The organism is Bacillus cereus group sp. BfR-BA-01441 (genome assembly GCF_022663075.1).
GTDB classification, from domain to species: Bacteria; Bacillota; Bacilli; order Bacillales; family Bacillaceae_G; genus Bacillus_A; species Bacillus_A cereus.
In genome coordinates this window covers 131,940-147,767 of sequence record NZ_JAKUEU010000001.1, presented here as the reverse complement: position 1 = coordinate 147,767, position 15,828 = coordinate 131,940, and the positions used below count along the sequence as shown (strand labels likewise).

Genomic DNA, 15,828 nt, shown 5'->3' with positions numbered 1-15,828 from the left:
AAGTTAATTGAAAAATTGTAATGGTATATTTCTCCTTATGTCCTAGAATACTTAGCTCAAGAAAAAGTAAATATTGAACCAAGGCGTTACTTGCATTATGTGTATGGTTTTACCGAAAGGTTTCAAGTACATTACCCATACAATTATGTAGTTATCCTGAAGCATCTACAGGTGTTCTTATCGACCTTGAAGAACTACTTAGCTTCCTAAGTGGAGTGATTTTATGCAAAATTAAGTGAACGTTTTTGTACATAGATTAGTTGACATTCATATAGATTTTTTCCATTTTCAAAGATAGTTTTGTTTTTTATGTTATTTTTCAAAAATTACTGCTGAAATTTCTATATTCATGACTCAGTATATAATCATTGTTTGATGAAATGACATACCACGTCCCTTAGAGTTTCATACGTATTACGATAACTTAAAGAAAAAAGATAATAGTAGTCAACGGTTACTATTATCTTTTTTGAACTATTTTTCATTAAAATATCCCATCTGCTGTGTTCCTTATTTACTTTTCCAGATTTTATCCTAGTTTAAAATTTATGCATTTGAACTGTTTATACAATTTGTAGGATTTTTAGCTTTTTTGTCGAATACACTTAATGCAAGGAGGGACATTACATGATTATTAAAGATTATTTCATCAACCTTTCTATTTTTTCTTTATTAGTTAGCGCAGCAATATTTATTCAAGTGTTTACAATTAATTCTAGTCGATATTTCGAAAAGCTCTATGGAGGGATTATTGCAGTTACGTTAATGTTCTTTTCTTTTCCATACATGGGATTTTCCTACGATCTTCGAGTTGTTCCTCTTATTCTATCTTTTATTTACTTTGGTCGTATTGCTGGTTGGATTACGCTAATTAGCATAATATTAATGCGTATTTTTTACATTGGAGAGTATTGGGAACCTCCTGTGATTGCTTATTTATGTATGGGGATTCTATTTTCTACTTTTAAAACTTATTTTAAAAAACTACATCCTTTTAAAAGTGCATCGTTATATTTTTCTGTTTTTATTGGAATAAAGTGGTTAGTTGGCGTATTATTTAATACTACATTACTTTACACAGGAGGCCTATTATATATAGCGTTAGGACTTTTAATTGGGCTATTTCTTATGGAAGCCTACCAGAGATTGTATTATTTAACACAGGACTTATCTAAAATGAATCGAGAATTAAAAAAATCGAAGCAAGAACTTACAGATACCGTACATGAGCTTCAAGGAGGAATTTTTAAATTTAAAAAAGTGGATAAGCACTTTATACACACTTTATGTGATGGACAGTTTTATTATCAAAACGGATTTTATTCTGAACAGGTGGTAGGAAAAAGCTTACGTACTATTGATGCTTCTATTATTCCTCCACATTTAGTTCCACAATTGATGAAGTACTATCTCCAGGCATGGGAAGGAAAAGAAATTATATTTGAATTACCTTGGCCAAATGATAAAACTATTATTCTTATTGCGCTTAGGCCAATTAAACGAAATGGACAAGTTATTGAAGTTGTTGGTTCTACAGTTGATATAACCGAAAGGAAAAAGGTAGAATCAGAATTAAGCGCTACCAAAGAATTATTAGAATCATTTATAAAGCATAATCTAGATGCTATTACCATTTCTGATCGAGAAGGGCATATTTTACAAGCCAATAAAGCTTATGAAAAGATATTTGGGTGGTCATCACAAGAAATCATAGGTAAGAGATTACCTTGTGTACCGGATTTTTTAATGGAAGAATCGCTCGAAAATATTCAGAAAATTCTAACAGGAGAATCGGTGGTTACTAGATTAGAAACTGTTAGACAACGGAGTGATGGGAGTCTTCTTGATATCAGTCTGACAGTTTCTCCTATACTAGATGTAAGAGGAAATGTGATAGCTTTATCAGCAATATGTAGAGACATCTCTGAAAGAAAACAAGCAGAAAGAGAACGGCATCGATTACACCAGCAATTAAGAGATAGTGAAATGAAGTACCGTGCACTAATCGAACAAGCAACTGATGCGGTATATGTAGTAGAGCTGAATGAAGATAATGCTCCAAGTCGATTTATTGAGGTAAACCCTGTTGGGTGTAGAAGATTTGGATATAGTAGAGAAGAGTTGCTCTCATTATCATTTTCAAATATAGTACCACAAGATTCTCAAATAATCGTAAGGTTATTAGAAAAAATTAAAAAAGGACAAACTTCCTTCACTTTGCAAGATGAATATGTTTTCCCAACAGGAAAAGTAATAACAACTGAGTTTAGTGTTCGTGTTTTTAACTTAAATGGTAAAAAAGTTTTTCTAAGTATTTCTCGTGATATCACTGAACGGCTAAAAACAGAAGAATTATTACGAAAATCTGAAAAACTTGCTGTTGTAGGACAATTAGCGACTGTAATGGCTCATGAGATTAATAATCCATTAACTGCAATGAAAGGGTTCATGCAATTACTAAAATCAACGGAAAATGAGAATAATCAGGGTTATATTAATATAGTATCATCAGAGATTGAGCGTATAGAGAGCATAACAACTGAATTTATGGCGGTAGCCAAACCACAGGTAGTAAAAATGCAACCTAATAACATTAGTGTGCTAATGGATCAAGTTGTAATGCTACTACAACCTCAAGCAATGATGCATAATATAAAATTTAGAATCGATCTTAACCCTGGTATTCCATTGATTTCATGTGAAGGAAATCAATTAAAACAAGTATTTGTTAATATATTAAAAAATGCAATTGAATCTATGCCGATGGGAGGGGAAATTCTGATTCAAATAAATATACTTGATAATAATCAAGTAAGCATTCGTTTTATCGATCAAGGGTGTGGGATTCCAAAAGAACGTATACCATACCTCGGAGAACCTTTTTATAGTATTAAAGAAGAGGGGATTGGCTTAGGATTAATGATCTGTTATAAAATCATTGAAACACATCAGGGAAAGATATTTATTAAGAGTGAAATGAATAAGGGGACTACAGTTGAAGTCACTCTCCCTATTTGTACACTTCAAAATTAAGATATTCTCTTACTGAAATTTTTTAAGAAACCATACAGAATGTAATGCCAATGTTACTTAATGAAATAATAAAGAGAAGAACACTGGTAAATGTACCCTATAGAATAGACACTTGAAAAAGCCTGTTATAAAAACATCCTTTCTTTAGAACCAAAAGAAAGGATGTTTTTAATATTGTAATTTTTCTTGGAGACATTTCAAATTTTTACTTGTAATACATTTTTTAACTAATTTTGGTTAAGTTAGTTAAAAAGGCATTATTTTTAAGGAGCATATTGACATATAAATATCCCTCATTTTTAAAATAGAAATTTCTAAAAACTATATATAGGTTCTTTTTGAAAGGAAGGGTATTATCAATTGAAACCACATGAAAAAGTACCTGTTCACTCTATAAAATCTTTGCAGGAATTAATGCAATTACTAAAAAAATCTAAAGATTTTATAACGTTGGAGATCGCTTCAAACAAATCCTCTATAGTCATTTCATATTTTAGAACCTTAATCGATGTAAATATATTTCATGAAGAGGTTTTAACTTATATAAAAGAGAAGAGCTTCGATTCATTACAAGATATTCGGTCTGTCTTACCCTTTGAAAATTCAAAAATAACAAATCAAATGGAAGATATTCAGGATAGTATTTTAAACGGCTATATACTTATTCAGTTCGATACAGATAAATTAAATGGCTTGTTAATCAATGTGGCAAAGAAAGAAAAAAGAGATATTACAAAAGCTGAAATTGAATACAATATCGTGGGTCCACAAATCGCGTTTGTTGAAGATTTAGATGTAAACTTAAATTTAGTACGTAGAAAGCTTCCAACACCTTATTTACAAATGAAGGAATTGAAAGTAGGCTCTCTATCTAACACAACCGTTGCGATTGTATATATTGAGGGAATTGTAAATGATCAAAATCTACAAGAAATTATAAAAAGGGTGAGTCTAATAAAAACAGACCACGTTTTGGATAGCACGTATTTGATGCAGTTAATTGCAGACAACCCGAATTCTATATTTCCTCAATTTTTGAATACAGAACGACCAGACCGTGTAGCAGCTGTATTGGCAGAAGGGAAAATTGCACTTTTTGTAGATGGCTCACCTTATGCAATCACTCTTCCAACAACATTAATTGACTTTTTTTCTACGACAGAAGATTACACCATGCCTTGGATTATTGCCTCTTTTTTTCGTCTATTAAGGCTTTTTGCTTTTATGTTTTCTGTCTTAACGACTCCATTATATGTTGCAATCTTAACATATCATTACGAGCTTATTCCAAAAGAACTTCTTGAAACGTTAATCATATCGAGAAGTAAAGTACCTTTTCCTCCATTAATTGAAGCGCTTTTTTTAGAAATAACGATTGAATTACTGAGAGAAGCGGGGGCACGTTTACCAACTAAAGTGGGTCTAACTGTCGGTATAGTAGGTGGTATTGTAATTGGACAGGCATCTGTAGAGGCAAGTCTTACAAGTAATGTACTTATTATTATTGTTGCACTTTCAGCTCTTAGCTCATTTACAGCACCAATATATCGAATTGGTAATACAATTCGAGTAATTCGTTTTCCTTTTATAATATCTGCACACCTGTTGGGTTTATTAGGAATTGTTTTAACAAGCTCTTTGCTTTTAGCACGTTTATTACGTACAGAATCATTAAGACGTCCTTATTTGTTTCCTTTTTATCCTACACGCCCTACAGATTGGAAAGACAGCATTATCCGTTTGCCGATCTCAGCGATGTTTCGACGTCCTATTTTTTCAAGATCTAAACAGCGTTTTCGTTTTAATCCAGAAGAGGTAGAGAAAAATAAAATTAAATCACGAAATGATTTTGATGATTGAAATTAACAGGGAGGAGCATTATGAAACAGATCCCAATTGAGTATCAAGTCTCTCCATATATGGTGTTTTTTTTAATTATTACTATACAGATGGGGGTTGGTATGCTTGGTTTTGAAAGGATTAGTGCAAAATTAGTTGGAAATGATGCGTGGATTAGCACGCTGCTTTTTGGAATATCTGTTAATCTTATGATTTGGATCATATATCAGATTTTAAATCAGGGTAATGGAGATATCATTGCAATCAATCAAGACGTACTTGGAAAATGGATTGGTGGATTGTTCAACTTCATTTTTTTATCTTATATTGTATTGTTAGGTGCAACAACACTACATACCTATATCGAAGTAGTACATGTTTGGATGTTTCCTTCCATTTCATCTTGGATTATAGCAGGGGCTTTTTTGGGTCTATGTTATTACATTGTGACTGGAGGATTTCGTGTAGTTGCTGGAATCGGCTTCTTTGGAATCGTTATCCCAAGCATTCTAATCTTCACATTTTTTTATCCTTTGCAGTATGCAGATTTCCAAAATTTATTTCCAATTGCACAGCATTCATTCCTAGAAATTATGAAAGGAATGAAAGGAAATATGTTTAGTTTTTTTGGATTTGAAATGTTATTGTTATACTACCCATTTATTAAAAAGGCAAGAACGTCTCAAAAATATGCGCACTATGCAAATTTAGTAACGACTATTGTCTACACATACCTTATGATTTTAACTCTTGCGTTTTTTAGTGAAAAACAACTAGCGAGCGCGATATGGGCATATTTAAGCATGATTAAAATTATACAATTTCCCTTTATAGAGCGGTTTGAATACATTATTGTTTCTGTTTGGGCTTTTTTTATATTACCCAATGTTTCCTTTACATTATGGGGAGTAAGTCGTGGTATAAAAGAGGCACTGGGAATAAAGCAAAAATATGTTTTGCCAGTTATCATCCTGTTCATCTTTGTTTTATCATTTTTCTTGAATAACCGTAATAAAATTAACTTATTAAATACTTGGACAGGTCAAATTGGCTTTGTATATATATATGTATACCTACCTATATTATGGCTAATTCAAACCGCCAAAATAAAGTTAAGGAGATAAACATGAAGCGATGGATACTTTTCCTTATAGTAAGTGTCTTCTTAATAGGTTGTGCTAAAACGAAAATTGTGGATGACATTGACTTAGTTCAAGTTGCGGCATATGATACCGAAGCAAAAGGTAAGCTAAAAGGAACCTTTGCGATTTCAGCTTATAAAGGAGGCGGGGAAGGTGAAACGAAAATCTATTCAGCATCAGGCCAGACTGGTAGAGAAGTTCTTGCAAGAGCATCCGAAAAATCTTCTGGACCTCTAGAGTTGGGGCAATTGCGTGTTATTATATTTAATGAAAAAATAATTGATAAGGGAATGCAGGAAATTTTAGAGACTTTGAACCGAAATCCTAGTGTAGGAAATGCAATTTATTTAGCAATTACAAATGTAAAAGGGGAATCACTATTAAAGGGGAATTATTCTGAAGAAAAAGAAATTGCTTCCTATCTATCCTCTTTACTGGAGCAAAATATGGATAATGGAACGCAGCCAAAAACAAATTTTTTTATGTTTTTAAACCAACTTAATGATGATGCGAGAGATTCATATTTACCGATAATATCTAAAAAAGGTAATGTGTTGGAGTTAGATGGAATAGCACTTTTTAAAAGATGTAAAATGGTTGATAAAGTAAACCCTAAAGATTTATTTGTATTTAAATTGTTGACAGATAATTTTAAACAAGGTACATACCAATTCAAACTACCTGGTTCCTCAAATACTTACGCCACGATAGAGAATATAAAAGCTAGAACAAAATATAAGATGGAGGGGAATAGTAAGCATCCATTCGTAAATGCTCATATTCAAGTTAAAGCTGAAATTCAAGAATTTACAAAAACAAAAAATCTAGATAATCCTAAAGAAATAAAAAAATTAGAAAAAATTATGGAAAAAGAAATAGAAAAAAAAGCAACTACATTGATAAAGAGATTTATTAAAAAAGACACAGATCCTATAGGACTTAGAAAGCTTGGTAGAACTCACGTAAGAAAATGGAACAGTCAAGAATGGGAAGAATCCTATAAACATTTACGTTTTCGTGTAACAGCTGATGTAAAAGTAACCCAATCTGGTGTTACAGAATAAATCAAATAAGATATGGAAAATTTTAATAAAAAAATATAGTCTCGCAGGAGATTAGGGAGAAGAGAAACGATTAACAAAGAATTTCATAAACATTAAGATGCTTTGTTAATCGTTTTTATACCTGTAGCTTTATCACTTATAGTAATCATAATTATAATAAAAGAACACCGAAATAAATTCCCGATACCACATAATTATAAGAGGACAATAAAACATCAAGATATAATGTATGCTTTATCTGGAAAAAAGAATTTAAGTACTTAAAGGTTAAACACTTAACTTTAAAATAGTAAATTCGTTGCTTGTAGCACTTCAATTAGACTGTGTCCCCGAAAGTTAGAAAGGTCAGTTTATTAAATAGCCTCTAGGGAATGAGCCTAGTACAATACTGGATTCATTTCCTTTTATTTTTCCTTGATTCTTTCATGATTATAGTACTTTATATACTTTGCTAATTCTTGTTTAAATTCTGTTATACTTTCAAATTCTTTCGATACAGAAATAGACATACAAAAACGCCATTCTTTCTTATAAATCTACAGAAAGAATGGCGTATTCTTCAAAAGTGAGTTCCTTTATTGAAAAGTTTTAGTTCTATATGACAGATAAAAGGGCAAGCAACGCTAAAATAGCGAGAAATCCTTGTTTTATGATAATTGATTTATTGGATGTGAAACCTCCGAAAATAGCTGCTACCACTATACAAATGATGAAAAATAATTGAATCATATAACCAATGGGATTGTTTCCAAGTATAAGTCCCCGAATGAGGCCAGCTGCTAAGAATTCATTATATAAACCGTTTGCAAATTAATTGTCTAAGTATTTCTAAGTTTAAAGAGTACAGTGTCTTCGTTTTTTATTGAATCAACTTTTACATGTTGGTTCAATATTTTCTATTCTCTTGGAACTTAGTTCTCGTTTACTTCTCACAAAAGCAATAAAATCTATTATCTCTTCTGTTGACAGTGCTTCTCCATCTATTAAAAGTGTTGGATCTGGATCGTTTAGGAGTCTTGTAATATCAATTACATCTTTGTTTTGATGTGAATGTTCAATTCGGCCTAATATATAATCTACAGATGTATCAAATAAATCGGCTATTTTTGATAAAGATTGTAATGAAGGTAATCTATAACCATTTTCATACCCGGCATAGGTGCTTTTCGCAATCCCAAGTCGATCTGCTGTCTCTTGTAAGGACCATTTTTGATTTTTTCTTAATTTAGATAAACGTTCCAGCATTCGTCTCATACCCCATCTAATTTTATTAAATTAATTATAACATAGAAAAAGAATCAAGAATAGAAAAAAAGTACGCGTATTGAATACAAAATCTTGATTAATTCAAATTAAGTTCTATAATGATAAATATAAATACGCATTACGCGAACGCTATATCGTTGTTTATTTTATGGAGGGGTTGTGTATGAAGAAAATTTTATTACTTGCAACTGGTGGGACAATTGCATCTGTGGAGGGGAATGAGGGGCTTGTTCCAGGATTGTCCGCTGAGGAATTATTGAATTATTTTTCGAAGTCTTCTCGAAACTTAGAAATAGATTGCAAAATCTTAATGAATATTGATAGTACCAATATGCAACCTGAGCACTGGAAAGAAATAGCTAATGCTGTTTTTAATCACTATGATGACTATGACGGGTTTGTGATTACACATGGAACGGATACGTTAGCTTATACATCTTCTGCGTTATCTTATATGCTGCAAGGTTTAAGAAAACCAGTTGTTTTAACAGGTTCACAAGTACCTATTAGTTTTAAAAAGACAGACGCAAAGAAAAATGTAGCTGATGCTCTTAGGTTTGCCTGTGAGGATGTTGGCGGTGTGTTTATTGTTTTTGATAGTAGGGTGATTATTGGGACGAGAGCAGTTAAAATGCGAACAAAAAGTTATGATGCATTTGAAAGTGTGAATTATCCATATGTTGCTGAGGTAAATGAAGATGAGGTGAAATATCATTGGAAGCCAACTTCCTCACATAGTGAACTTTCAATAAATACTAATTTATGTACGGATGTTTTTCTTATGAAATTGTATCCAGGTACAAAGCCTGAGGTATTTGATTGTTTAAAAGATTTGTATAAAGGGATTATTATTGAAAGTTTTGGAAACGGTGGATTACCTTTTGAAGGAAGGAACTTGCTTTCGAAAATTCAAGAGTTGACTGAAATGGGGATTGCTGTAGTGATTACTACTCAATGCCTGGAAGAAGGAGAAGACATACTTCTCTATGAAGTAGGACGGAAAGTGGCGCAACATCAAGTAATATTGTCTGGAGATATGAATACGGAAGCCATCATAGCAAAATTGATGTGGGCGCTTGGGAAAACTAATAAATTAGAAGAGATTAAAAAAATTATTGAAGAGCCTTTAGCCTACGATTTAACAATAAAATCTGATAAGGATTGGTAATGACTTCATATGATTTATTTAGGTTTTACATTTAATATGGGGGAGAAATTAAAATGGCAATGACAAACAAGAACGTGCGAGTGGAGAATGATTTTTTGGGAGGAAAGGAATTACCTATTGAGGCATATTACGGAATTCAGACTTTACGCGCTGTTGAAAATTTCCCGATTACAGGGTATAAAATTCATGAAAGTTTAATTAGAGCGTTCGCAATTGTAAAAAAAGCAGCAGCGCTTGCGAATACAGATGTAGGAAGATTGGAATTAAACAAGGGCGGTGCGATCGCAGAAGCTGCTCAAGAAATTCTTGATGGAAAATGGCATGATCATTTCATCGTAGATCCAATCCAAGGCGGAGCGGGTACTTCAATGAACATGAATGCAAATGAAGTCATTGCCAATCGTGCTCTTGAATTATTAGGGATGGAAAAGGGAGACTATCATTATATTAGTCCAAATAGTCATGTAAACATGGCGCAATCAACAAACGATGCATTCCCAACAGCGATTCATATCGCTACATTAAACGCATTAGAAGGTTTATTACAAACGATGGGTTATATGCACGATGTATTTGAATTAAAAGCAGAACAGTTCGATCATGTGATTAAAATGGGTCGTACACATTTACAAGACGCTGTGCCAATTCGCCTTGGACAAGAATTTAAGGCGTACTCTCGTGTACTTGAACGTGATATGAAACGAATTCAGCAATCACGTCAACACTTATATGAAGTGAACATGGGAGCAACTGCAGTTGGTACAGGCTTAAATGCAGATCCAGAATACATTGAAGCAGTTGTAAAACATTTAGCTGCAATTAGTGAACTACCACTAGTTGGTGCAGAAGACTTAGTAGATGCAACGCAAAATACAGATGCATACACAGAAGTATCTGCAGCACTGAAAGTATGTATGATGAATATGTCTAAAATTGCGAATGACCTTCGCTTAATGGCATCAGGTCCACGTGTTGGTTTAGCAGAGATTATGTTACCAGCTCGTCAACCAGGTTCATCTATTATGCCAGGGAAAGTAAACCCTGTTATGCCAGAAGTTATTAATCAAATTGCGTTCCAAGTAATAGGTAATGATCATACAATTTGCCTTGCTTCAGAAGCAGGACAATTAGAATTAAACGTGATGGAACCAGTACTTGTTTTCAACTTACTGCAATCGATTAGCATTATGAATAACGGTTTCCGTGCCTTTACAGATAATTGCTTAAAAGGAATTGAAGCGAATGAAGATCGCTTAAAAGAGTATGTTGAGAAAAGTGTAGGAATTATTACAGCCGTGAACCCTCATATCGGTTATGAAGCAGCAGCTCGCGTTGCGAAAGAAGCAATTGCAACAGGCCAATCCGTTCGAGAACTTTGTGTGAAAAATGGTGTATTGTCACAAGAAGACTTAGAGTTAATTCTAGATCCATTCGAAATGACACATCCAGGGATTGCAGGAGCAACTCTTTTAAAGAAAAATTAAAAGAAGAGGGGGGACAAGTCCCTCCTCTTTGTTTACAATATAGGGATTTTATATGTGAATAGAGGTAGGGAGATTATAAGTAAGTAACAGTGGCGTTTAATAGTTCATAGAAACAAAATTAAGAGGAGCAGCAATATAATCAACATCACTTTTAAGTTAGTTAACATTGTTATCGTGTCCGCTATTTGGTTACTTAATACTTTAATTCATGTTTTTACCAATTATTTATTACCTCAAAATGCAAAGTTTTTGAAAATAACTATTTTAGATGTGAGATGAAAATAGGGGATAGATACTTAGCATTTAATAAAAAAAGATAAGATTACGAAATGTAATCTTATCTTTTCATTAAGAATAATGAATTGTAGCTTTAAGGCTTCAGAATGACTTTTATACAGTCGTCTTCACGATTATTAAAAATCTGATAACCATAACTCGCTTCTTCAAGGGGAATTTTGTGTGTAATAATCTCTTTTGGATCAAATTCTTTATTTGTTATTTTTTCAAATAGTTCCGGCATAAAATGAATGACAGGTGCTTGTCCCATTTTAAGATTAATATTTCTAACCCAAAATGCACCGAGTGGAAAGGCGTTATAATTGCCACCATAAACGCCGGTCATTTGAACCGTTCCATATTTTCTTACGGCTTTCGTAGCGATTTGAATAGGACCGAGAGTTCCACCTTGTAATTTTAATTTTTGTTCCAGAAATTCTAGAGGCGATTTTTTTCCATCCATCCCCACACAATCAATAACTACATCAGCACCGCCACGTGTAATTTCCTTTAAATGTTCTCCCATATCGGGGAATTTTGTAAACTCAAATACCTCAACATTGTTAATCTTTTTTGCATAATTCATCCGATAATCTAAGTAATCCACTGCAATTACACGTTTAGCACCTTGCATCCAAGCGAATTTTTGTGTCATTAATCCAACAGGTCCACAACCAAGGACGATAACAGTATCACCTGGCTTAACGCCTGCGTTTATTACACTCCAATAGGCTGTTGGTAAAACATCTGATAGAAATAGTAGGGATTCATCTTCAAGTTCGCATGATTCCGGTATAACAAATGGAGTGAAATTTCCAAAAGGAACTTTTAAATATTCTGCTTGTCCGCCCGGATGATTACCAAATTTCTCTGTATAACCAAAGTATCCACCAGAATCGTAATGAGGGTTTGAGTTATCACATTGACTTTCCATTTCATGTTGGCAATAGAAACAATGTCCACAAGAAACGTTGAATGGGATGACAACACGATCGCCTTTTTTCACTTTAGTGACATCTGGCCCGACTTCTTCAACGATTCCCATTGGTTCATGGCCGATAATGTATCCTTGAGGTAAGGGCATGTTGCCTTGATATAGATGTAAATCAGAACCGCAAATAGCGGTTGAAGTAATTTTTACAATAATATCATCTTTTTTCTCTAATTTTGCATCATCCACTTGTTTAACCTGTACTTGGTTTGGTCCTTGATAGGTTACAGCTTTCATCTCATATCTCCTTTTGGATTATGTCTCAAAACATAATTTTATTTAATCTCTTGGTGAAATAGAAATCTTTCTTTTGTTTACTGAAGGGAATTAGAAAGTATACATAGTGTTGTTATGAAAGTATGTTATATCAGTTATTCTTTCTTATATGTTTTGCCCTACTTTAAGAAAAAAATCAATTTTTATTCATAATCTAATTTCCATAAAAAGGATAATTATTATTTCATAATTTGTAGCATATTAAAAACATCGGAGGTGAAACAATATGGGAAAAAATAATAGTGGAAGTCGTAATGAAGTATTAGTTCGAGGCGCTGAACAAGCTCTTGATCAAATGAAATATGAAATTGCACAAGAGTTTGGTGTACAACTTGGTGCAGATACAACAGCTCGTTCAAACGGATCTGTTGGTGGTGAAATTACAAAACGTTTAGTAGCAATGGCAGAACAACAACTTGGTGGTAGAGCTAACCGCTAAGTAAATTGGCTTAAAATATAGCAAATATGTAAATCAATTTCTTTTGTGTATTCATAAAAATAAAAAACCTTATATTAAACAGATTCTCACTCAAAGATTATTGATAATCTTCTTTCATAATCTTTGAGTATTTAATTTGTAAACTACTTTCCTAAACAATAAACACGCAGTGTTGGAAAGGTGTTTTCCATGCATAGTAGAAAATCTTTTGCAGGAAAAAGCATACTTAAAAATTTGATTTCAATATTGAAATCAATATTTATTATGATATTTTCGAAAGGTAGGAATTTAAAAATGGGTATATTAAGTGGAAATCCTCAAAATGAACCTTTACATTACGGAGAAGTATTTGACATTTGGAGTTATCTTCTTGCTGCACAGGGTGCAATTGCAAGCCATCAAGTGTTTATGAATCACACAGGTGATGAAGATTTGAAGAAGTTTTTAGAAGGCTTAATTGAAAATGATATGAATTCGGAAATAGAAGAATTAAAAGCTCTTTTAAAGATTAATGGGGTCGCTTTACCGCCTGCTCCTCCAGAACGACCAGTTGCATCTATTGAAGACATTCCTCCGGGAGCGCGTATTAATGATGTTGAAATTGCTGCAGCTGTTTCTACAGGATTAGCAGCTGGACTTGTGACATGTAGTCAAGTAATGGGAAAATGCCTTCGAGAAGATGTAGGCATGTTATTCGGACAATTTCATATGAAAAAAGCGCAGGCAGGTGTAACTCTGCTACGTTTAAGTAAGAAAAAGGGATGGGTAGTTCCACCTCCATTACATGTAAGAAATTCTGACCAAGCGTAATAAACAAAAATAAAAAAGTGGCGTTGGCCACTTTTTTATTTTTTAGGTGTATCCTCAAGCTTGGACTTATTTATTGTGGAAGAATCCATATATTCATCTGATATCTCCATAGCGTATTTATCATGGGGAATATGATTATGTTCTCTTAATTTATTGTCATTACGCAGTACTAACTTCTGCATATAAATATGGAAGAAAACTTCTATTCCGCCAATAATTAAAGCAGCTAAAAATGAAGAAAATCCAATATTACGAGTAGCATCTAAATTAGTAAACAAGGATGTTAGTAACCAAGTTCCGAAAAAGCTTAAGCCGAAATCTGCCATTGTAGCAATCGCATTTCCGTATTTAGGTAAAATGAAGAGATCTCCGATTAAATAGGCAGTTCCCGTAAGGAAAAGAGAAATTAATAATACTTTAGGAATTGAAATGCCTTGAAAGATACTGAGCATGATTAGCAATACTGCAGTTATCGCTGTGTACTTAATTAATAAGGCAACAATATGTTTCATTATTTTCCTCCATTGTTTAAATGTATATGGAATACAATATTTCATTAAAAACGGATTATGCTTTTATATAGCGTAACCCGTTTTAATCACCCTTTAATGGTAAGAGGTACAACCTGGGTAAGAAGCAGGCTTATACTATGGATAGTATTTGCGGAATATCGAGCTTTATTCACAAAGGATAGTTCCATTCTTATAATAGAGAGGTTGCCTAAGTACAGTTTTTTTCATATTAAACTTAATATTTTTTGGTGTTTTGATTTTGTATCATATTCTGATTCGTTAATATAAAAATAAACAAAGTATTCCCGCGTTTAATGCATCTTTTTATCTATATATTTTCCGTAATCAGGTACAGCAATTTTATCAAATTCTTGAACGAGTGTTTTGAGGCTTGTTGATAGCAATTCACCCGACATCGGTATTCCATGTCCAGTAACAGCGGTTAGAGGCTTTAACTTCTCTAGCTTAAGAACTGACTCTTTAGCGGCTTTCCAGTCTGTTGTTAAATAACGAGGCGGACCGCTTATTTCCTGTTCTTGAGTTATGACTTTATATAGATACTCCTGTTTCACTGTAACAAAAGCGTCCCCAGCAATTAAAGTTCGGTCTTTTTCTCGGAATAATGAAATATGCCCTGGAGTATGTCCTGGTGTATGAATCCATCTAAACTCTGGCATATGGGGAACACTTCCATCGGTAGGTAGCGCTTTTACGTTATTTCCTAAGTCAATTGGTTCGTTTGGGAACAGAGGAGACATTTTCGCTACCATACCACCTTCAACTGTAGGGTCTGGTTCTGGATAGCTTTGTTGTCCAGTCAGGAACGGTAGCTCCATTTGATGTGCATAGACGGGAACATCCCAATACTTGATGAGTTCAATTATTCCCCCAACATGATCAAAATGGCCGTGAGTTAAAATAATTACTTTTGGGCGACTATTGGTACCAAATCGATCCTCAGCGATAGAGATAATTTCATTTGCACATTTAGGCATTCCAGCATCAACTAAAACAAAATCATTGGTCTTAGGATTTCCAACAAAGCATATATTGACGATTTGAATCGTGTAACAAAATAAATCAGGCAATACTTCGATGCCGTGACCACTTTCAATTGAAGTTGCTGGAATAAACTTGTAATCACTTCCATAATTCATTTCATTGTCCAATTTTTCTCCCCCTTAATATATTTTAATACGACATTATAGTTCCCTAATCTTGAAAATTCATTTTGGCGAATTTGAGAAAAGAATTAATGCGGGATTAAAAAACAATAATTTAGTCCTAGAATTAAGAGGGATTCATATCAATTTATATAAAGTGCAAACAAAAAATATTGCTTTTAAAGTCACAGATTCTACTATTCTTGAGGCGAATTTATGGCTTAATAAAAGATTTATAAAGATATTACAATATGGATTTATATAAAAAAGACATAACAAAGTTCGATAGAAATCCATTATGTCTAATGATTGCTTTTCATAATAAAAGAATGTTTAAGTTTGGTGATGTAATTGAAGTGAATTAG

At 33.1% G+C, this 15,828-nt stretch carries 12 protein-coding genes and 2 pseudogenes; 8 read left to right on the top strand and 6 right to left on the bottom strand.

The window, feature by feature from the left end; translation table 11 throughout:
* Positions 1-627: 627 nt before the first annotated feature.
* The 4 genes from MR107_RS00725 (at position 628) to MR107_RS00710 (ending at position 7,078) form a co-directional block, all read left to right on the top strand.
* Positions 628-3,033 (top strand): PAS domain S-box protein, encoded by a 2,406-nt coding sequence (locus MR107_RS00725; protein ID WP_078186774.1) that lies wholly within the window; start codon positions 628-630, stop codon positions 3,031-3,033.
* 360 nt (positions 3,034-3,393) lie between these two features.
* The gene (locus MR107_RS00720; protein ID WP_000802295.1) at positions 3,394-4,893 is read left to right on the top strand and encodes a spore germination protein; all 1,500 of its coding nucleotides are present in this window, start codon (positions 3,394-3,396) and stop codon (positions 4,891-4,893) included.
* Positions 4,894-4,913: 20 nt separating this feature from the next.
* Positions 4,914-5,996, top strand: a complete 1,083-nt coding sequence (locus MR107_RS00715) for a GerAB/ArcD/ProY family transporter (RefSeq protein WP_000809697.1) — start codon at positions 4,914-4,916, stop codon at positions 5,994-5,996.
* Between the two features lie 2 nt (positions 5,997-5,998).
* Complete coding sequence (locus MR107_RS00710; RefSeq protein ID WP_000832874.1) at positions 5,999-7,078, top strand: Ger(x)C family spore germination protein; 1,080 nt, start codon at positions 5,999-6,001, stop codon at positions 7,076-7,078.
* Between the two features lie 404 nt (positions 7,079-7,482).
* Here the strand turns inward: MR107_RS00710 and MR107_RS00705 are convergent.
* The 3 genes and pseudogenes from MR107_RS00705 to ansR all read right to left on the bottom strand — a co-directional run.
* Positions 7,483-7,569 (bottom strand): annotated as a pseudogene (locus tag MR107_RS00705) (IS3 family transposase); the annotation flags it as partial.
* Positions 7,570-7,672: 103 nt separating this feature from the next.
* Positions 7,673-7,888: pseudogene (locus MR107_RS00700) on the bottom strand (DUF1304 domain-containing protein); the annotation flags it as partial.
* A 57-nt stretch (positions 7,889-7,945) separates the two neighbouring features.
* Positions 7,946-8,323 carry an HTH-type transcriptional regulator AnsR gene (ansR, locus tag MR107_RS00695; RefSeq protein WP_000893569.1) on the bottom strand — a complete coding sequence of 126 codons (378 nt, stop codon included), beginning with the start codon at positions 8,321-8,323 and terminating at the stop codon, positions 7,946-7,948.
* 184 nt (positions 8,324-8,507) lie between these two features.
* Between ansR and ansA the strand changes: the two genes are divergently transcribed.
* Together ansA and aspA are read left to right on the top strand one after the other, a co-directional pair.
* Positions 8,508-9,512: an asparaginase gene (ansA, locus tag MR107_RS00690; RefSeq protein WP_000722302.1), complete on the top strand. Its 1,005-nt coding sequence runs from the start codon at positions 8,508-8,510 to the stop codon at positions 9,510-9,512.
* 53 nt (positions 9,513-9,565) lie between these two features.
* Positions 9,566-10,996 carry an aspartate ammonia-lyase gene (aspA, locus tag MR107_RS00685; RefSeq protein WP_001251924.1) on the top strand — a complete coding sequence of 477 codons (1,431 nt, stop codon included), beginning with the start codon at positions 9,566-9,568 and terminating at the stop codon, positions 10,994-10,996.
* Between the two features lie 370 nt (positions 10,997-11,366).
* Here the strand turns inward: aspA and MR107_RS00680 are convergent, their stop codons facing one another.
* On the bottom strand, positions 11,367-12,500 hold the full coding sequence (locus MR107_RS00680; protein WP_000649086.1) for a zinc-dependent alcohol dehydrogenase: 1,134 nt from the start codon (positions 12,498-12,500) through the stop codon (positions 11,367-11,369).
* A 265-nt stretch (positions 12,501-12,765) separates the two neighbouring features.
* Here MR107_RS00680 and sasP point away from each other — a divergent pair, with 265 nt between their 5' ends.
* Together sasP and MR107_RS00670 are read left to right on the top strand one after the other, a co-directional pair.
* Positions 12,766-12,978 carry a small acid-soluble spore protein, SasP family gene (gene sasP, locus MR107_RS00675; protein ID WP_000517671.1) on the top strand — a complete coding sequence of 71 codons (213 nt, stop codon included), beginning with the start codon at positions 12,766-12,768 and terminating at the stop codon, positions 12,976-12,978.
* Between the two features lie 294 nt (positions 12,979-13,272).
* Positions 13,273-13,788, top strand: a complete 516-nt coding sequence (locus tag MR107_RS00670; RefSeq protein ID WP_001986359.1) for a DUF3231 family protein — start codon at positions 13,273-13,275, stop codon at positions 13,786-13,788.
* A gap of 35 nt (positions 13,789-13,823) precedes the next feature.
* Here the strand turns inward: MR107_RS00670 and MR107_RS00665 are convergent, their stop codons facing one another.
* Complete coding sequence (locus MR107_RS00665) at positions 13,824-14,300, bottom strand: YndM family protein (protein WP_000680665.1); 477 nt, start codon at positions 14,298-14,300, stop codon at positions 13,824-13,826.
* A gap of 311 nt (positions 14,301-14,611) precedes the next feature.
* Positions 14,612-15,469: an MBL fold metallo-hydrolase gene (locus MR107_RS00660; RefSeq protein ID WP_063245350.1), complete on the bottom strand. Its 858-nt coding sequence runs from the start codon at positions 15,467-15,469 to the stop codon at positions 14,612-14,614.
* Between the last annotated feature and the right edge of the window lie 359 nt (positions 15,470-15,828).